This is a genomic window from Streptomyces sp. 5-10 (genome assembly GCF_014712245.1).
GTDB lineage: Bacteria > Actinomycetota > Actinomycetes > Streptomycetales > Streptomycetaceae > Streptomyces > Streptomyces violaceusniger.
On sequence record NZ_JACVYG010000023.1, the window covers coordinates 1 to 17,958 of the forward strand.

Below are 17,958 nucleotides of genomic sequence, written 5' to 3' on the forward strand. Positions count from 1 at the left end.
TGTTCGCCATGCTCCGCGACGGCACCTTCTACGAATCCCGGACACCAAGGGATGTCGAGCTCGCCGCATAACCCCAACAACCCCGAACAACCCCAAACCAGACATGGGTGCCTTGACGGAAGACATAGAGGCACCCCCCGGCGGCCCCCACCGACCACCGGGGGGAAACCCATAAGGGACCCCCTAAGGGATGTCACAGCTCGGCCGCAATGCCCGGGCTGCCCACACAGCTCCCGCACCCGGCCCGCTACGACCGGGTACGTTCGAATGGTGGCTGGATTCAGGATCGGACGCGGACGGGACTCCCACTCCGCGCAACAAGGGCAGCAGCGGCCGACGCAGCCGCCGTACGGACAGCAGCACGACCCGTACGGCGGTCAGCGGCAGCCGCAGTGGCAGCAGCCCTCCTCACAGGGAGAGCCGGAGTATTTCGGCGGCCAGGACCCGCACTACGGCCAAGGGCCCGGGCAGGGCCCCGGCCCCGGAGGCTACGGCCAGGGGCAGAGACCGTACGGACAGGGCGGCGGCGCGTACGCCGACAACAACTCGGGCCATACACAGCAGTTCAGCGTCGGCGAGGCGCCCGACGCGTACGGCCCGTACGGCCAGGGCCCCGGTTCGTACGACGACGGCTACGGCGGGCAGACGTACCGCGCAGGCTCCTCCACGGCCCCGCCCGCCGGCCCCCGGCTGCACTGGCAGCAGCTGCTGAGCGGCATCGTGCTGCGCCCGTCGGCCACCTTCTGGCAGATGCGGGACTACGCGGTGTGGGGCCCGGCGCTGATCGTGACCTTCGTCTACGGTCTGCTGGCGGTCTTCAGCTTCGATGACGCCCGTAAGGACGTCCTCAACGCCCCCATGTCCAACAGCATCCCGTGGGTGCTCACCGCGGGCGTCGCCATGCTGATCAGTGGACTGATCCTGGGCGCCGTCACCCACACCCTCGCCCGCCAGCTGGGCGGCGACGGCACCTGGGCGCCGACCATCGGCCTCTCGATGCTGATCATGTCGATCACGGACGCGCCGCGGCTGGTGTTCGCGCTCTTCCTGGGCGGGGACAGCTCGCTGGTGAAGGTGCTGGGCTGGGTGACCTGGCTGGCGGCGGGCGCGCTCTTCACCTCGATGGTGAGCAAGTCGCACGACCTGCCGTGGCAGAAGGCGCTGGGCGCGTCGGCGCTCCAGCTGATCGCGCTGCTGAGCCTGCTGAAGCTGGGAACGCTGTAAGGGCCGTAAGAGCCGTAAGGCCGACACCACAAGCCGTAAGGCCGACACCACAAGCCGTAAGGCCGACACCACAGGCCGCATGACAAGGGGCCCGCACCGGCGGGCCCCTCATCTACGCGACATGCTCCGTGTCAGGCGTCCCGGACCTGACCCTCCCGCCGCACCACGGGCGGTTCGACGCTCCACGGGAAGTTGATCCACCGATCGGTGCGCTGCCAGACGTACTCGCACTCCACGAGCGACTGCGGCTTCTCGTAGATCACCGCGCTGCGCACCTCGGCGACCGTGCCGAGGCAGAAGTCCCGGACCAGCTTCAGCGTCTTGCCGGTGTCCGCCACGTCATCGGCGATCAGCACCTTCTTGTCGGAGAAGTCGATCGCGTTGGGCACGGGCGCGAGCATCACGGGCATGTCGAGGGTGGTCCCCACGCCCGTGTAGAACTCCACGTTCACCAGGTGGATGTTCTTGCAGTCGAGCGCGTACGCCAGCCCACCGGCCACGAAGACCCCGCCGCGGGCTATGGAGAGCACGATGTCGGGCTCGTAGCCATCGTCGGCGATCTTCTCCGCCAGCTCGCGGACCGCGACCCCGAACCGCTCGTACGTAAGGTTCTCGCGCTGCTCACCCACGCCGCTCACACCTTCGTCCGGTGGAAGCTCTGGAACGACCGCGAGGGCGTCGGCCCGCGCTGCCCCTGATAGCGGGAGCCGTAGCGGGCGGAGCCGTAAGGATGCTCCGCGGGCGAGGTCAGCCGGAACATGCACAGCTGCCCGATCTTCATCCCCGGCCACAGCTTGATCGGCAGCGTCGCGACATTCGACAACTCGAGCGTGACGTGCCCGGAGAACCCCGGGTCGATGAACCCCGCCGTCGAGTGCGTCAACAGCCCCAGCCGCCCCAGACTCGACTTCCCCTCGAGCCGCGAGGCGATGTCGTCCGGCAGCGACACGACCTCGTACGTCGAGGCGAGCACGAACTCCCCGGGGTGCAGGATGAACGCGTCCTCGCCCTCGGGCTCCACCAGACGCGTCAGATCGGGCTGCTCCACCGCCGGGTCGATATGCGGATAGCGGTGGTTCTCGAACACCCGGAAGAACCGGTCCAGCCGTACATCGATACTCGACGGCTGCACCATCGCCGGATCGTACGGATCAATCCGCACCCGCCCGGCGTCGATCTCGGCCCGGATGTCCTTGTCTGAGAGAAGCACCTGAAGAGGATACGCACATCACAGGTGCCCCCACGGCACAGGCCCGGTCCCACCGGACCGGGCCCGCACCCTGTGGCTTCATCGGCTACCGCTCACCGCTTATCGGCTCCCACCGGCACCGCGTGCCGAAGCCGAGCGCAACGCGGACACCGCAGCAACCGGCCGGGGCCGATGCGGTCGACGGTGAGGTGCTGCATCGGGAACGAGGAGGTGCTGAACACATGCCCTTCAGCACAACGGACGACGGTGCGCTCCATTGAGTCCCTTCCCCAAGAACGTGGACGGCGTGGACGACAAAAGCCACATTAGGGGATCAACCACACCCTGCTCCACGCGGCACTCCGCACCCCCACCGTACGCCCAACTCCCGCACCCCAACAGCCGCTTCCACCCCACGGACACCCCGAAAATCCACCCCAAAACCCCAGCAATCCCCCCTCAAAACACCCCCGCCCCCACCCCACTCCAACCCCCGCCCCAACCCCGCCCCGCTCCCAACCGGACCTCCACCCGAACCCCGAACAGCACGAAGACCCCACGACGAATGCGCCGGGGGTCAGCCATGGGGTAAAGTGTCCGACGATGCGGCGCCAGAGATCGGGCGCCTCTCGCGGGTGTAGTTTAATGGTAGAACATGAGCTTCCCAAGCTCAGAGCGCGGGTTCGATTCCCGTCACCCGCTCCACAGCGAAGGCCCAGGTCACAGACCCGGGCCTTGTTCATTGTCTAGACCTCCCTAAGCATCTCGTGCCAGATCCGTGCCAGATGCCTGATCACCGCTCTTCTCGGCGGAAGCCTTGGCCGCCTGGCGGTCGGCAGCGACGCGGGCATCGATCCCGGCGGCCACCTCCTTCTGCCGCTCCAGGGTCGAGTGCTGATAGATCAGCGCGGCCCGCGTGGACGACTGCCCGGCACGCACCATCGTGTCCTTGAGGGTCGCGCCGGATTGGGTCGAGAGGGTGTGTCCGGTGTGACGAAGATCGTAGAAACGGAAGTCGTCGGGGAGCCCCACTTTCGCCCTCGCCCGTCGCCACTTCCGCCCAAAGGAGGACCGCCGGAACGGCGCCCCCTTCTCGCCGACGAAGAGCAGCCCGTTCGGCTCCTTCTCCGCGAACCACTTCACATGCCGCTCCAGGTCCTTCCGCATGAAGCCGGGCAGCACAATGAACCGCTTCCCCGCCTCGGACTTCGTATCGCCCACCACCCGCCGGCCGGTTGTCAGCTCGGGAGCCGCCCGGCGGACCCACACACCGACCGTTTCGAGGTCCACGTCAGGCCGCCGCATCTCCGCCTGCTCTTCGGGCCGAGCAGGGCCGTACGCGGCGATGTAGACCATCAGCCGCCACCGAGGCCCCATGGCGTCAGCGAGCGCATCCACCTGCTCCACCGTTGCGATGGGACGCTCACTCGCCGATTCCTTCCCCGCGCCGCGAATCCGACAAGGATTCCGTCGGATCAACTCGTCCTCAACGGCCGTCTCCAGGATGGCTTTCACCAGCCGGTAAACTTCGCAACGGTCGTCTCCCCCACGGTCTCCAGCCGCTCAGCGCGCCAGGTACGAACGCGCGGAGGCGTGATCTCGTCCAGGTCCCACCCGCCGAAGACGGGGAGGATGTGCAGCCGCAGAAGGCGCCTGTACAGCTCGTCAGTTGTGGGCGACAAGCCGCGCTCCTTCACCCACCGCAAGGCGTACTCCTCGAAGCTGACGGCGCCCGCGTCCGGGTCCTGCCAATCGCCACGCCGCACCTCGGTCTGCTTCTCCGCCAACCAGTCGTCTGCGTCACCGGCGGTCTCGAAGGTCACCGGAGCCGGACGCATGACCCCGTCCGGACCGGGATAACGAGCCTGGAAGCGGCCGGAGGGGAGCTTGCGAACCGCTCCGAATCGACGCCGCTTCCCCTTGCTGTTGGCCATCAGGTAGCCCTCCGGAGGTGACGCCGCCGAGGCTGCACCGGCTGCACGGTGTTCGCGTCGATGTACTCCTGAATGACGCTCTCCGGGATGCGGACATGGCGGCCCACCTTCACGTACTTGATGCGCCGCTCAGCGACCAGCCGTCGAGGGAAGCGCTGGGTGGTCCCCAGCAGCTCGGCCACCTGAGCAACGCTGAGGTACCGGTCACGCATGGGTGGGTTCTCCTTCCGTTCCGGGAGCGGGGGTGATGGTGGCGGTGAGCCACTCCTCAGCCGGGGTGAGGCCGGTACCGGCGTAGACCCAGTGGGCGAGAACCAGCGTGGTCTCGGCCGGGCCGGAGTCGGCGACCGCAGCCTGAGCACGACGCCAGGCAGCGCGGGCGTCACGGAGGGCACCGAGGGTGGTGGAGTAGCGACGAGACTTGGTCGAGAAGTGCCCCCGGAAGCCGAGCATGTGAGCCCAAGCGCGAAGCCGGAGGTGTTCCAGGTCCTTGCGGGCGCCAAGGGCCCAGGCGGTGCGGATGAGGCGGCGAGCGTGCTCGCTGATGTCGAGCTGGGCGACTTCGGCGATGAGCCGTATGGGCCGGTCCAGGGCCCCGGTCGCTGTCTCGGCACCCTTGGTGGCGTACTTGGCGATGTACGCGGCGACAGCCCTGTCGGTCAGCTCCTGACCGCCGTTGAAGTCCGCGCCCCGGATAGGCCGTACGTCGAGTTGCCCGCCGAAGGCGAAGGTGTAAGCCCGGCCGTCGATGACGGGACCGACGACCTGGGCCCTGGTCGTGGCGGTGGTTGTGGCAGCGCGGATGGCATCGGCCAGCAGCTCGGCCGTGGCCCAGCCCGGAGGCGGGGTGTCGCCACCGTCGGGTCCGTCGATGCGGATCACGGCGTGGAAGTGGACGGCGCCGCGCTTTTGGTACTCGGCGACCTTGGCGAAGGACAGCCGCGCATGGTCGCGGAAGGCCCGTTGTGTGAGCCCGGCCCGCTTGGCGACCTCCCGCCGCAGGTAGATCGAGAACCGCCGCCACAGCAGACCCGCGTGAGCGTTCCAGAGCACCGCGGATTCGTAGTCGTAGGTGTCCGGGTTGAGCGGCGTACCAAGCGAGTCGTCGTCCTGGTCATGGCGGACGCCGCACCGGCACGGGCGGACCGTGCCTGCCGGGCCGGTGGGCCGGTTGTGCACCGGGCCGAAGCCGGGTGCGGTGAAGGTGGCGAAGACGCGAGGGTGCGTGGCTACCTCCCCGGGGGTGCCTTTGCCGCCGCGTAGTCCGGCAGTGATGAGGTGGAAGGTGTCGCGGCGGTAGGCCTCAGCACAGGCCGGGCACCGGGTGGTGCGGCGGTTGTTGCAGCGGACCAGGAGATGCCCGGCGGGCAGCTCGGCGGAGTCGAGGTGGTGGAGGATGCGGCCGATCTCGCCGGTGTCGCGGTTGAGATGGTGTTCGGTGCGGTGGCCGTCGAGGCGGATCGGGTTGGTGCAGCCGCCGAGGCCGGAGAGCTGGCGGAGCAGCGCGGGCATGGTGCCGAGTGCTGCCAGGGTGCCCAGTTCGGGCAGCGGTGGCGGGGTGGTGCGGGTGATGATGGGGTCTCCTCTTTCGGCTGTGGTCGAGAGGGGTGGGGCTGCCGGGGCGGCGGATGCTTGGCGGTATCGAGGCCGCCCCGGCAGTCGTGCGGTGTGGATCAGCGGCGGCGCTGGCTGGTGAGCAGCGAGCGCATGACGACGGCGGCCACGGCGACGGATATGGCCGTGACGGCGACGGCGGCGAGCAGGGCCGTGAGGACGATGCCGACCGTGACCACGGCGCCGACCGTTCCGGCGTTGATCCCGCTCAAGGGCCCGGCTGGGCGAGCAAAAGCGAGTGCGGGGGCGTGCTGGCAGGAGCAGGCCGGGGCGTGACTGTGTTGGGCCGTCGGGACGGCGGTGGGCACGTGGACGATCGACGGCGTGGGGGCTTCGGGGTACTTCGGTCGCAACACTGCGATCTCCTCTCAGCTACTCGTCTAGTCGTGTTGTTCGTTGACGGAGTCGACGCCGGAGTGCGTACCGGACTCCACGGACGGCGCGATGCCGGTGTGGGCGAGCCAGAAGCCGAACAGCGCGATCACGACGGCGACCCACAGGCGGACGCCCATGAACTTGATCGCGATCCAGGCAACGGCGCCGAGGACGAGGACCAGGGGCAGGCTGACGGTCACAGGCGATCTCCTTTCAGCGGATGGGGCAGCGGTGGGTACGGGCGGCCAGCTCGGCGGCGGCGCGGGTGTCGTAGTCGGCGGAGAAGTTGCAGCGGGGAGCGGTGCATACGGCGGTGTGTTTCACCCGGCCCCGCTGATCGTTGGCGGTGCCGACCCGGACAGGACCGATACGGGCGACGTTGCGGAAGCGGCGGAGCATGGTGGACTCCTTCAGAGACGGGAAGCGATGGCATCGGCCAGCGGTGCCGGGACACCGAGGCGAGCACGCAGGGTCTCGGGGCCGATGGGCGATCCGGTACGGGCGTAGTGGTCGTCGGCGAGCTTCCGCGCGTGGTTCACCAGCGCAGCCGGAACGTGCGGCGCGGGCGTTTCCGGCTCGGGCTCCGGGGCGACGGATGCCCCCGCCGTTTCCGGGGAGGCCGAGGCCAATACGGCTTCAGCAGGCTCGACCGATGTCGAGGCGGTTTCGGGTGCTGGTGTGGTGTGGGCGAGGAGCGTTCCGCCGAGGAAGGCAACGGCTGGCCATCCGGCGACGAGGATGCGCAGCCAGTCCGGCACGTCGGCCAGGTCGAGCAGCCCGGCAGTGGCGACGTTCGCCCCGAGCGACGCGGCCAGTGCGACGACGAACCAGCACCAGCCCGCCGCCTTGGACGCCCCCCGACCGCAGCCGCTTCCAGGCCGCCACAAGCAGCAGGTCAACGGAGACCGGGTAGGCCCACGCCTTCCACCCGTCCTGCCCGGCCGCCGAGGCCAGGTCATGCAGGTGGGCGAAGGACAGCGCGGCAGCGATGACCGCTTGCACCAGCACCGCGTCAACCCGCGCCAGATGAGCGCGCATGGATAGGGACTCCTTCCGGTTCGGTCAGCCGTCTGCGGTGAGTTCGTCGGCATGGGCGCGAGCGGCAGCGGCGACCTCAGCGGCCTGGGCGTCATCGGGCTGGGCAGCGGCGATGCGCTCCAACAGGTCCGCTTTGCGGTTCATCAGCTCGGCGCGGCTCCCGGTCCCGCGTGTGCGCGGTCGGCTAGGTCGGCCAGGAGCGCGGAGACCTCGGAGATGGTGGGACGGGACACAGGTACTCCCTTTAGGTTTCAGGCATGGCGGGGGTAGGGACACGGCGCGATGCAGTCGCGCCAGCCGTCAGGTGCGTTGATTACTCGGCGGCCGGAAGCGGCTTGAGCAGCGAGGTTGGAGCGCTCGCCGGAACGGCCGGCACGTCTGGCCGGAACGGCTCCAGCGCGGGCATGTCCGGCACGCGATGGGCATGGTCGCGGCAGACAGCCGCAGCATCGGCGAGCGAGAGATGGGGCGGACGGATGCGGGACCAGCCGCCGGACGTGTCGCCAGCGACCGCGAGGCCGGGCCGTTCGGGGGCGATGGCGCAGGCCGCACCGACCGCTTCGGGGGCGATGTCGCCCAGCGCCAGCTTGGCGGAGGCTTCGTCGTTCACGCGGTGGCAGACCCGGCCGGTCAGCTGAGCCCGCAGCATGGTTGCGCCCTTGCCCAGCTCGGCGCCGAACCGCTGCCCGCACACCTCCAGATAGATGCCTGCCGCGCGGCCGAGTTGAGCGAGGCGGATCAGCTGGGTGACCATCTCATCCCGCCGTTCCTCATCCTTCCGCGTGGCGACGAGGAACAGCTCGGCCACCTCGTCCACAACCAGCACCACCGGCACCGGCCGCTCCTCCTCCGGCAGCCCCCAGATGTCAGAGGTGATCTCCTCATCCGGAGTGCTGGACGCGATGCCCTGCCGCGCTTTGATCAGGTCGTACCGGTCTTCCATCAGCCCGACCAACACAGGCAGCAACTCCGCCGCCTGCACAGGATCCGTCGCCAGGGCCGAGAGCCGTGAAGCGAACGGCGCCAGCTCCACACCCCGCTTGCAGTCGATCCCCACCAGAGCTACCCCTTGCCGGGCGAGCCCGGCGATGAGATGCCGCAGGAACATCGACTTCCCCGACAACGTGGCGCCCAAGGTGAGCTGGTGTGGGATGGCCCGGTAGTCCCGGACGAACGGCGTCGCGTCCTCCCGCAGCGCCACCGGCACCTTGAGGAACCCGCCACCGGTCTTGCGCGGCATCCGGACCTTCCGGAGCACATCGAAGCCGATCAGCCGCAGCTCGACCACGCCCGGTTTGATCTCCTCCACATACGCGCCGTGAACGCCCCAGGCATGTCGCAGCCGTTCGGCGGAGGCGGCCACGTCGGCAGGTTCCTGCCCTAGCGCCAGCCGCAGCCGAACCCGCAGCCCGGTCGACGTAGGCCGGATCAGCCCCCGACGCGGAGGAACCGGCCGCACCTCCCGATGCGTGAGCGCCTGTATCGCCCAGGCCCGCAGCCGCGACGGCGGAACGGTCAGCCCGCACGCGTCCATTACAGACCCGTACGACCCCAGCAACCGGGCCGTCGAAATAGGCATCCCGACGGTCGACCAGTAGGCGGCCGGGTGCCGGGCCCGGAGGTAGGCGGCCCCGCCGACCGTAGCGGCGACTGGACCACCCACCTCCATCAGCGTCATGACGTCAGCCATCAGGTTCAGGCCTCCGCACCCACCGATATGGCGGCCGGGGCGATGGCCTCGGCCCGGAAGGCAATGCCGTGCCGCTGCTGCCCGTTGAACACGGACTCCCAGGGCCGGGCGATCAGACCGATCAGCGTGACCGGCGCCCCGAGCGCCAACCCCTCCGTGACCCCGCTCTCCGGCACGGTGACCTGAAGCAGCGAGGACTCCCCGCCGTCGATGTAGACGACGCCAAGCCGCATCAGCGCTTCACCCGCTCTGCGCGTCCTTGGCGATCTCGCCAGTCTGCCGGTCCTTCACCTTCGGCTCCGGCGCCTCGGTCAGCAGAACCGTGGCGCCAGAGGTCTCAACTCGGATGGAACGCAACTACTTCTCCTAATCTCTCATCCAACCCACCTACTTATGTAGATGAGTTGCGGCCTTCGAACCCGAACGAGCGGGAACGGGGACCACCATGCCACACGGGTTGGCCACTCGTCTATACGAGTATGCGTCTTCGTGCGTACGAGTCAGAAGAAGCAGCCCGGGGCCACCACGCCCCGGCCATGCGTCAGTTGGCGGGAAGCTGGTAGGCGAGGACGTACGCGTCGGCGGCCATCACGGTGTCGCACACCTCCACCGCCCGCCCCTCGCCGTCGTAGGCAGTCCGAACGAGATGGATCACCGGCACCCCGGAAGCGAGCTGGAGCGTACGCACCTCGGCAGGCGAGGGCATCCGGGCCCGGATCTCCTCATCGAAGTGATCCAGGCGATGCCCCATCTCCTCCAGCCGGGCATAGATGCCACCAGGACCAGGGTTCGGCTGCGCGATCGGAGTGTTCCGCGCAAGATCCAGCGGCAGATACGACGTGGCGAACTCCACCGGCCGCCCATCCAACAGATACCGCCGCCGCCGAGCCAGCACCTTACGAGGCGAACCCAGCCGGGCCGAGATGTCCGGCGATGGCCGCTCCTCCTTCACCTCCAAGCTGTCCACCTCCGGACGACTGCCCGCCGCCTCCGCCTCCACCGTGAAAGCGGCCTTCCCCTGATCCCGATGCCGCCGCGCGAACCGGTCCGAGGCCAGCCGCCGCACAGGAGGACGGGGCCGCACAAAGACCCCCTTGCCATGCTCGGACACGGCCAGCCCCTCTTGCTGGAGCAGCGACAGAGCGTTGCGCACGGTCATCCGCGAGACGCCGAAGTGGTCGACCAGCTCAGTCTCCGAGGGCAGCTTGTCACCCTCCCGGAAACGCCCCTTGTCGATCGCTTCCCGCAGCGCATCGGCGATCTGCCGGAACACCGCCCGGTCGCTCGTCGGATCCAATACACCCAGGACAGAAGTCAGAGAAGGCATGTGCACATACTCCTTTAGGTATCTAGACGAGCGGCTGACCGGGATTGCTACGGTGGAGAGCCTAGCCAGCCGAGAGGGCCGAGGAACGTGAGCACTGAGCGCCCGCACTCCGTGAGCGTCGCCGGAGTCATCGTCGACGACGCGGGCCGTGCGCTGCTGATCAAGCGACGCGACAACGGTAAGTGGGAACCACCCGGCGGCGTGCTCGAACGCGAGGAAACCATCCCCGACGCGCTTCAGCGCGAAGTCCTCGAAGAGACCGGCATCAAGATCGCGCTTCCCGCGACCCTCACCGGCGTCTACAAGAACATGACCGGCCTGATCGTCTCCATGGTCTTCCGCTGCGAGGCCATCGATGGCGCCCCGACCACCGGGACGGAGACCCGCGCCTTGCGCTGGGCCACCCGCGACGAGGTCACCGAGCTGGCCGACGAGGCATACGCGATCCGCGTCCTGGACGCGCTCGACAACACATCCCCGCCGGCCGTCCGCGCCCACGACGGCGTACGACTCATCTAGCACGAACCCGCGACCCATAGCCCCTACCAGCACGAAGGAACTTGTATGGACGAGTATATGAGTGCTCCGCGAGTTTGGGGCCTGATGTGCCCAGGATCCCGAGAAGAAGTCACCCGCGCCCGCCGCTGGACCCGCGACATCCTCAGCAACCATCCCTGCGCCGACGACGCCGAATTGATCGTGAGCGAACTCGGCAGCAACGCCCTCACCCACACCGCCAGCGGCACCGCTTACGGCACCTTCCAGCTCACGCTGTCGCTCTCACCCCGCACCGTCGCGATCTCCGTAACCGACGAGGGAGGCCACCCCGAAGAAGTCAGCCCTACGGAGGCCGACGCAGACGACACCCACGGCCGCGGATTAACCATCGTCATGGCACTCGCCCGCCGCTTGGACATCACCGGCGGCCAGTACGGCCGCACCGTCACCGCCCAGCTCGTAGCGCCCGAGACAGGAGCCACCACATGCTGAGGCCCCTGCTACGCCCCGGCTACTGGTGCGAGTGCTGGACGCGTTCACCAGCCACAGGACCCCGCTCGGCCCTGCTCGCCTCTATCGAAACCGCCAGCCCCAGCGAGGCCACCCGATGGATCCGCGTCACCGTGCGAACCATCGCCTCAGCACTCGACCGGAAAACAGCCCACGAGGCATGGGACTGGGTCACGCACGGCTACAAGGAAGCCGAAGACGCCCTCACCAACGGGCAAGCAGCCACGTTCGCCCTCACCCAGCAAGACACCCACATCGAATGGATCCTCCGGCCGGTCATCTTCCTACCCCTAGCCCACCGCGAATCCCGACGTCTTCCGGCATGCGCCGAACAGTTCACCTGCCCCACCACGCACAAGATCGCCCGACACCAGGCCAACGGCCACTGAGTTACAACCTTCTCTACGGGTTCAAGGCGCCGCGCAAACGCGGCGCGCGGCGCTCGCCCGGCCCGCGCGCCGCCGCTCCTGTCTCCGCCCCGCTCCAGCGCGCGGCCCGACCGACGCCGCACGGCAACAGCGGATTGACCCGTCAGAGGTCAGAACGATGCGGGGCTCCGCCCCACACCCCGGCCCTCTCTCGGAGGGGGGCGGCTCGTCGTTATCTGCGGAAACGCGGTTGGTTGGGGTCGGTGAGTCGCGGGGTGGGTCCCTCCTCGGTCGGCCCCCGGAGGCGTACCAGGAACCTCCAGGGGCCGCCAAGGCCAAGCGCAAGCGTCACGATGTGAGCCTTGGCGGCCCCTGGAGAACCCTGGTCCGGCGAAGCTGTCCGACCGAGGAGGGACCCACCCCGCTCTGGCCCGTTCAGAAGCAGCGCAGGGTTCGGCACACTCATGGGATGGATGCAGGACTATCGGCCGTACTCGGTGCTCTAGCTGGCGCCGCAGCCACAATTGGGGCAGCAATCGCCACTGGGAGGGCGAGCCGTATGCAAGCCGAGATCGCGGCCCGTGCCGAACACCGTCGACAACGACGTGAGCCGCGAGAGGGCGTCTACAGAGATTTCATATCTGCGGCCTCGGCTTTCAGCGATCATCTCCGCTTACTCGCAGGATTCGACCTCATACCCACCTCTGCTTTCACCCCCGACTTTATTAGTAGAGCAGAAGAACTGGCGGAAGGCGTCAGGTCACGGTGGTTGGAGGTGGCATTGGCTGGACCGAAGACCGTGAGTGAGTCTGCGGCACAGATAGAGCGCTCCGCTGGGCGAGCGGTGCAAGCAGCCCACTGGCTTTCCTTCTCGAACAGACACGAGGCAACGGATGCGCACCAAGACGCACTGTTCCGCGAGTACACCGAACACCTAAGCAGACTCCAAAAGGCGTTCCTGGAATCATCACATGCCGTCTCTAATCATTTGCAAGAGTTCGTGATTGACGCCCAAATTGCTCTGGACGATGACGGCACTCGACCATAAACCTCAGGACAACAGAGGAGACCAACTTAGCCCTAAACAATTTCCTCTGCGCCACATAGCAATACCCTATCCGTGAAGCAAATCAATTGGATCCTCACGCGGCATTCCGCCAAAGTTTAGTACACGGTAAGGATCTCTTGAAATCTCCGAGGAAGAGCAGATAGGTACGCACACCAGCGGAAGATATATCCCTCTCACGGCAGCCACGGCATCTAAGGGGAAGGGGACGACCGTGGAGCATTGAAGCGAGGAATCTTACGCAAAACATACACCACCGCTAGCGAGACAGTAGGCACCGAGGCGACCGAGGCAGCGGCAGCCGTGTCTCCAAGGTCACCCAAATGCCACGAAACCACTGCCAAGATAGCCACTATTATGACGCTTAGGCACTGACCCAATTTCCGCTCTGCCATGATTCTCTGGAGATGCCGAGAGCCATTACTTTCTCGCTCTCTTATAATTTGTATAAAGTTTACCGCTAGCTCGACATCCTTGTCTGCGAGCATCCTGACCGCATTTGCGGACTCCACGATACTCTCCCGCCGAGCTCCATCTTCCTCAATTTCTGAGACCATGGCTCATCCCTGGGTTGGGCAACCTGACCCGCTAGCCCGACTACCCCCCGGAGAGGGGCGCTGCAGAAGCCTACTGAACACGGCGGCCTTTTCGGAATTTTGCTCACCCATCACAGCCAGAATTTTCAGTACCTCATCGTCCGCTCGGCGATCACGCATCCTGGCTGCGAAAAACATATAGACTTCACAGGAAACCAGCGAACCAACGGCGGCAATCGCAGCAACAACGGACTCTCGCCCTACTACTCCATAAATCAAAACAGTCCCCGCAATTGCCAACGCGAGCACCAGTCTCCGCTTTATTTTCTCGCGCGCCTTCCGCTGCTCAATTTCAATTCGAGCCATTTCCTTGGTGGCCGCGATGAATTCCGCGACGGCCTCACTATCTCCCAGTGCACTAAAGGCTCCAGGGGTCTCCATGAGGACTTCCGCTTGTTCCGCCATGGATGGAAGCGGATAGTCCTTGAGTCCCCTGGGAGGAGGTTCCAAGGATGCCGTTGGGTCTATTACAGTGACGGCGCCATCCAGTAGATTCCCGAGGCGCATGACTTTCACCCCGCTAATGAGTAGACCCAGATTAGATCTCTTGTCCATGCTAGTCGACTCACGCATGTGACGCAGAGCGGGTAAAGAAAGTCATCAAGAGTGGGAATTCTACATCGCATCCGGGCGGTCGGCATGCCAGGCCAAACGGTCCGACCCATCGGCGAAGAGTGTTGGCCAACTGCGAGGCGATGCCGTTCGGGGAGGCCAGGGGAACATCAACACTGACGCACGGCAAGGACGGCACGCGCGCCTGTACGGCAGGAAAGGACAGCAATTACCGCAACCACGGCCCGAGCCTCCCCACCCGTAGTTCGGGACGAAGGGCGGCCGTGCCCGATGCGTGCCCGATCAGGCAGCGAACCACGGTCGTTCACGGGCCTAGCGGAGCCCCACCAGGCGACCATCTGCCAGTTGTTTGCACAGGTCAAAGCCTGTTTCGCGCCCGCCGGGCCCCGTGATTCCCAAGCTCAGAGCGCGGGTTCGATTCCCGTCACCCGCTCCACCACAAAGCCCCAGGCCAACGGCCCGGGGCTTCTTTGTTGCCCTGGACCGCTGGCGTCTCCGGCGACTCCCTGCGACGCACCAAGCTCCAGCACAGCGCGATCACACTTGGGCCAAAGCGATCGAGCCGCGTCGGGTGTTGTGTGGCGGACGAAGTGCGGGCGTAGGCTCGGCCCAGCGTCCGCAACAACGGCCATGCTCACGATGATCACTCAGACCGCCGCCCAGGAGACGTTCCGATGACCGAGCAGCCCTCTGCCCCCGACGGGCCCCTGATCCCCATGCCGGCGCTCACTCCGGCAGCGCTCCGCGCAGCGGTCGCCCAGATCGCCCCCGCCCAGTTGCCTTCCTTCGCCGAGCACCTCGACCGTGCGGTCGAACAAGCCGCCACTCAGAGCACCATCGCTCCGCTGCGCACCTTCCTGCTGTGGTGGGGAGAATTCGTTGCCATCGAGCGCTACCCCGCGCGAGCGGCCCGCCTGCGTGAACTGGAGGCCGTAGCGGAAGAAGCAACAGACCGCGAGGCCTTGCACTCCGCACTCGCCGAGATGCGACAGATCACAGACGTGGCGCAGCGCGAGATCTCCGCGTGAGCGATAACTGGACCTGGGACTACGACCCCGATGCCGAGCATGTCGTAGGGGGCCTGCCGCACGAAGTCGTGGCCGAGGTAGAGCGCTTGGCTGAGCAGCTGACGGTCCTGGGCAGCGACGCCGTCGACGTCGGACGCGGAAACCCACACGGCGGAGGTCTGCGGACACAGGACATTTTCGGAGGGCGGGGCTTCTTCATGTTCATGGCCCTGGAACGGCTCGAACTTGTGGTGATCACCCGCGTCACATGGCTCGGCTAGCGTCCTCCGCACCAGAAGCGCACCGGATACGACAGTCAACAGCGGTCAATGCCGGGAACTGCGAAAGGTCGGCGGCTTGCCGTCAGCCCTCGTTTGTGCTGGTCAGCAGCGTACTCAGCCGTGATCACCACGCGATTCCCAAGCTCAGAGCGCGGGTTCGATTCCCGTCACCCGCTCCACGCTTAAGGCCCAGGTCAGCGACCTGGGCCTTGTTTGTTGTCTAGACCGCACTATGCGTCATACACCAGATCCGTGCCAGAAGGCCTCGTCTCTCCAACCGAGTGGACACTCCGACCCTGCACGGGTCGACAACTCCGCACGGGAGAGGGCGGACTGCCCTTCGAGGCCCTCCGCAGCGCGTGTGGGGCTTCAGAGGGGTAGATCGTCAGGCAGGACGCGGAAGGCCTTGTGATGACCGAGGGGGCGTACAGCGCGGAAGTCTCGGCGATCCAGGGTGAGGATCGCGTCGGTGTCGTAGTCGGCCGCCAGGGCGACGTTCACCACGTCGGTGAGATCCAGGTCGAGCGCCAGGTAGCGGGATCGTACGGTCTGGGCGATGCCGAGGTGGCCCTCAGTAATCTCCGGTACGGATACCCGGCCGCGGCGCATCCAGCCCCGGATGTCGTCGATCGCGCTCACCGCGGCCTCGCGGCCCAGTTCGCGGGTGGCTACGTGGTCGAGCTCAGCAAGCAGCAATGGAGACATGACGAGCAGCCCGGCAGCCATGATGGCCTCCTGCGCCGCGGCATGCTCCGGGTGCGTGGAATCGAGCGCTGCCAACAGGCCGGAGGTGTCAGCGATGACGACGATCACGCAGCAGTTCCTGAACCGGTTTCGCGCTGGGCAGCGTCAGCAACGACATCACGCACCTCGCCCTTGGTAAGAGTGCGCCCAGGGCCGGGGAAAGTGCGGGAGAACAACGGCTCGTCCCACACGCGATTGGCCATGGCGGCAAGATGGATGCCCTGCCGGATGATCTCGGCCTCACTGATACCGCGACGCTTGGCGGCCTCCTTGATGATGGCGAGGTCTTCCGGGTCGGCATAGACATTGGTGCGCTTCATGGACATGTACCTAGAGTAACACATGTACCAAGTTGGTGTATGTCAGCGTTCGATCCCCTCGGCGTAACACGGTGGTCGCCCCGTCTCGGCCGTGCCCGATGCGTGCCCGCTGGACCCGCGAACCAGGGTCAATCACGGTGTGGGGCCAGCCCGGACGGGACTCGGCACTGCACCCGTTCCAGCAGGTGAGAGGCGGTTCCGCGCCCACACGCCCCGTGTTTCCCAAGCTCAGAGCGCGGGTTCGATTCCCGTCACATGCTCGCCGCCCTCGATCCGGCCACCGGCAAGATTTACTACCGCATCCGCGAGCGCAAGCGGTGGCACGAGTTCCTCGGCCTGCTGACGGCACCGCGAGCCCGCTGGCCCAAGGAGAAGCTGTACGTCGTACTGGACAACTTCTCCCCGCACCAGCGCGCCGAGGTCCGTCCCTGGGCCGCACGTCGAGCTGGTCTTCCTACCTACCTACGGCTCCTGGCCGAACTGGATCGAATCCGAGTTCGCCGCGCTGCGCTACTTCGCGCTCAACGGCACGGACCACCGCACGCACGACGAGCAGAACGCCGCCATCGCCGCCTACATACGCCGGCACCACTCCCGCGCCGAGCCGAAGACGGCTTCGCACCTGAGGCACCCATCCGGCATGGGACCGAATACCCAGCCGGGGCTGCGTAAAGCCATGGGACGTCGTCCAGCCCAGCGACAGCGATCTTCGCAGAGTGCACGTGGGTCCGACCGGCGGCGGCCTGATCGACGAGGACGTATCCGAGGGTCAGGTCACCAGGGCACGACCCCGTTGTCGTCGAAGAGTTGGCCGGTAGGGCCGTCGTCCGGCAGGGTCGCCAGCCTGATGGCGATCGCCGCGCCCTGCTCGGGGGTCTGGGTCCCGCTGAATCCGTTGAGGTCGGTGGCCACATAACCGGGGCAGGCGTTGTTGATCAGGATGTTGGTGCCGCTCAGCTCCTTGGCGTACTGGATGGTGACGGCGTTGAGGTAGGTCTTCGTCGGCGCGTAGCCCCCGCTGATCCCTCCGAGGTCGACGCCGGGCGTGGTCTGCAGTGTCAGGGAACCGACGTGGCTGGACTGGTTGACGATCCGCGGGTGCTCCGAGCGGCGAAGCAGCGGCAGCATCGCGTTGGTGACCCTGATGACGCCGATGACGTTGGTCTCCACCAGCCGCCGCACGGTCTCGACGTCGATGGTCGTGGGTTCCTCCGGCCAGCCGCCGGCCACGCCGGCATTGTTGACCAGTACGTCGAGCCGTCCTGCCCGCTCCTCGATCAGTTGGACCGCGGCGGTCACGCTCTCGCCGTCGGTCACGTCCAGGGGTACGCCGAACGCGTCAGCGCCAGCCGCGCGCAACGTCGCCACGGCGTCCTGGCGGCGTTGCTCGTCCCGGGCGCCGACACCGACACTCCAGCCCCGCGCACCCAGCCCGGCCGCGATCTCGTACCCGATCCCCTTGTTCGCGCCGGTGACCAGCGCGATCATCTTCTCGCTCATGACAGCGAGCATGCTCGTGCCGCGGCCGGGCACCAACACCCTCTCGGTAGTGCGGCGATACCCGGTCGGTATCGATCTGCCGTCTGCCGTCATTAGCCTGGGCT

19 protein-coding genes, 1 tRNA gene and 3 pseudogenes are annotated in these 17,958 nt (G+C 66.9%); 7 read left to right on the forward strand and 16 right to left on the reverse strand.

Annotation, left to right across the window (positions count from 1 at the left end; all coding sequences use genetic code 11):
• The first annotated feature begins 267 nt into the window (after nt 1-267).
• Nucleotides 268-1,224 carry a Yip1 family protein gene (locus IEJ02_RS24085; RefSeq protein ID WP_191066777.1) on the forward strand — a complete coding sequence of 319 codons (957 nt, stop codon included), beginning with the start codon at nt 268-270 and terminating at the stop codon, nt 1,222-1,224.
• Between the two features lie 131 nt (nt 1,225-1,355).
• Here IEJ02_RS24085 and IEJ02_RS24090 read toward each other — a convergent pair whose 3' ends face one another.
• Both IEJ02_RS24090 and dcd read right to left on the reverse strand, forming a co-directional pair.
• Nucleotides 1,356-1,853, reverse strand: a complete 498-nt coding sequence (locus IEJ02_RS24090; RefSeq protein ID WP_191066778.1) for a phosphoribosyltransferase — start codon at nt 1,851-1,853, stop codon at nt 1,356-1,358.
• A 5-nt stretch (nt 1,854-1,858) separates the two neighbouring features.
• Complete coding sequence (gene dcd / locus IEJ02_RS24095) at nt 1,859-2,434, reverse strand: dCTP deaminase (protein WP_020869751.1); 576 nt, start codon at nt 2,432-2,434, stop codon at nt 1,859-1,861.
• A gap of 610 nt (nt 2,435-3,044) precedes the next feature.
• Here dcd and IEJ02_RS24100 point away from each other — a divergent pair.
• A tRNA-Gly gene (locus tag IEJ02_RS24100) sits at nt 3,045-3,118 on the forward strand.
• 51 nt (nt 3,119-3,169) lie between these two features.
• Here the strand turns inward: IEJ02_RS24100 and IEJ02_RS24105 are convergent.
• The 10 genes and pseudogenes from IEJ02_RS24105 to IEJ02_RS24155 all read right to left on the reverse strand — a co-directional run bounded on the left by IEJ02_RS24105 (nt 3,170) and on the right by IEJ02_RS24155 (nt 10,391).
• Nucleotides 3,170-4,347 (reverse strand): annotated as a pseudogene (locus IEJ02_RS24105) (tyrosine-type recombinase/integrase).
• Entirely contained in the window at nt 4,347-4,559 is a 213-nt protein-coding gene (locus IEJ02_RS24110) for an excisionase family DNA-binding protein (RefSeq protein WP_191066779.1), read from the reverse strand. The pseudogene IEJ02_RS24105 and the gene IEJ02_RS24110 overlap by 1 nt, the downstream one beginning before the upstream one ends.
• Complete coding sequence (locus IEJ02_RS24115) at nt 4,552-5,859, reverse strand: replication initiator (RefSeq protein ID WP_191066780.1); 1,308 nt, start codon at nt 5,857-5,859, stop codon at nt 4,552-4,554. Before IEJ02_RS24115 ends, IEJ02_RS24110 begins: the two co-directional genes overlap by 8 nt.
• Nucleotides 5,860-6,020: 161 nt before the next feature.
• Nucleotides 6,021-6,317: a hypothetical protein gene (locus tag IEJ02_RS24120; protein WP_191066781.1), complete on the reverse strand. Its 297-nt coding sequence runs from the start codon at nt 6,315-6,317 to the stop codon at nt 6,021-6,023.
• A 24-nt stretch (nt 6,318-6,341) separates the two neighbouring features.
• Entirely contained in the window at nt 6,342-6,536 is a 195-nt protein-coding gene (locus IEJ02_RS24125; protein WP_191066782.1) for a hypothetical protein, read from the reverse strand.
• A 13-nt stretch (nt 6,537-6,549) separates the two neighbouring features.
• The gene (locus IEJ02_RS24130; protein WP_191066783.1) at nt 6,550-6,735 is read right to left on the reverse strand and encodes a mobile element transfer protein; all 186 of its coding nucleotides are present in this window, start codon (nt 6,733-6,735) and stop codon (nt 6,550-6,552) included.
• 11 nt (nt 6,736-6,746) lie between these two features.
• Nucleotides 6,747-7,374 (reverse strand): annotated as a pseudogene (locus IEJ02_RS24135) (DUF2637 domain-containing protein).
• A 313-nt stretch (nt 7,375-7,687) separates the two neighbouring features.
• On the reverse strand, nt 7,688-9,064 hold the full coding sequence (locus tag IEJ02_RS24145) for an FtsK/SpoIIIE domain-containing protein (protein ID WP_191066784.1): 1,377 nt from the start codon (nt 9,062-9,064) through the stop codon (nt 7,688-7,690).
• A gap of 5 nt (nt 9,065-9,069) precedes the next feature.
• Nucleotides 9,070-9,421 (reverse strand): annotated as a pseudogene (locus tag IEJ02_RS24150) (SCO3933 family regulatory protein).
• Between the two features lie 184 nt (nt 9,422-9,605).
• On the reverse strand, nt 9,606-10,391 hold the full coding sequence (locus IEJ02_RS24155) for a GntR family transcriptional regulator (protein ID WP_191066785.1): 786 nt from the start codon (nt 10,389-10,391) through the stop codon (nt 9,606-9,608).
• Nucleotides 10,392-10,502: 111 nt separating this feature from the next.
• Here IEJ02_RS24155 and IEJ02_RS24160 point away from each other — a divergent pair, with 111 nt between their 5' ends.
• The 3 genes from IEJ02_RS24160 to IEJ02_RS24170 all read left to right on the forward strand — a co-directional run bounded on the left by IEJ02_RS24160 (nt 10,503) and on the right by IEJ02_RS24170 (nt 11,788).
• Entirely contained in the window at nt 10,503-10,910 is a 408-nt protein-coding gene (locus IEJ02_RS24160; protein WP_191066864.1) for an NUDIX hydrolase, read from the forward strand.
• 45 nt (nt 10,911-10,955) lie between these two features.
• Complete coding sequence (locus IEJ02_RS24165; RefSeq protein ID WP_191066786.1) at nt 10,956-11,381, forward strand: ATP-binding protein; 426 nt, start codon at nt 10,956-10,958, stop codon at nt 11,379-11,381.
• A 131-nt stretch (nt 11,382-11,512) separates the two neighbouring features.
• Nucleotides 11,513-11,788, forward strand: coding sequence for a hypothetical protein (locus IEJ02_RS24170; protein WP_223864332.1), 276 nt, complete (start codon nt 11,513-11,515; stop codon nt 11,786-11,788).
• 1,605 nt (nt 11,789-13,393) lie between these two features.
• Here the strand turns inward: IEJ02_RS24170 and IEJ02_RS24175 are convergent.
• A complete protein-coding gene (locus IEJ02_RS24175) occupies nt 13,394-13,834 on the reverse strand; it encodes a hypothetical protein (protein WP_191066788.1) in 441 nt (146 codons plus the stop codon).
• Between the two features lie 842 nt (nt 13,835-14,676).
• Here IEJ02_RS24175 and IEJ02_RS24180 point away from each other — a divergent pair.
• Together IEJ02_RS24180 and IEJ02_RS24185 are read left to right on the forward strand one after the other, a co-directional pair.
• Entirely contained in the window at nt 14,677-15,030 is a 354-nt protein-coding gene (locus IEJ02_RS24180) for a hypothetical protein (protein WP_086884270.1), read from the forward strand.
• Complete coding sequence (locus IEJ02_RS24185) at nt 15,027-15,290, forward strand: hypothetical protein (protein ID WP_191066789.1); 264 nt, start codon at nt 15,027-15,029, stop codon at nt 15,288-15,290. The genes IEJ02_RS24180 and IEJ02_RS24185 overlap by 4 nt, the downstream gene beginning before the upstream one ends.
• A gap of 369 nt (nt 15,291-15,659) precedes the next feature.
• Here the strand turns inward: IEJ02_RS24185 and IEJ02_RS24190 are convergent, their stop codons facing one another.
• The 3 genes from IEJ02_RS24190 to IEJ02_RS24200 form a co-directional block, all read right to left on the reverse strand.
• Nucleotides 15,660-16,103 carry a PIN domain-containing protein gene (locus IEJ02_RS24190; protein ID WP_138914678.1) on the reverse strand — a complete coding sequence of 148 codons (444 nt, stop codon included), beginning with the start codon at nt 16,101-16,103 and terminating at the stop codon, nt 15,660-15,662.
• A complete protein-coding gene (locus IEJ02_RS24195) occupies nt 16,100-16,360 on the reverse strand; it encodes a ribbon-helix-helix domain-containing protein (RefSeq protein WP_086884284.1) in 261 nt (86 codons plus the stop codon). The genes IEJ02_RS24190 and IEJ02_RS24195 overlap by 4 nt, the downstream gene beginning before the upstream one ends.
• A 768-nt stretch (nt 16,361-17,128) precedes the next feature.
• On the reverse strand, nt 17,129-17,866 hold the full coding sequence (locus IEJ02_RS24200) for an SDR family oxidoreductase (RefSeq protein ID WP_191066790.1): 738 nt from the start codon (nt 17,864-17,866) through the stop codon (nt 17,129-17,131).
• Nucleotides 17,867-17,958 lie beyond the last annotated feature (92 nt).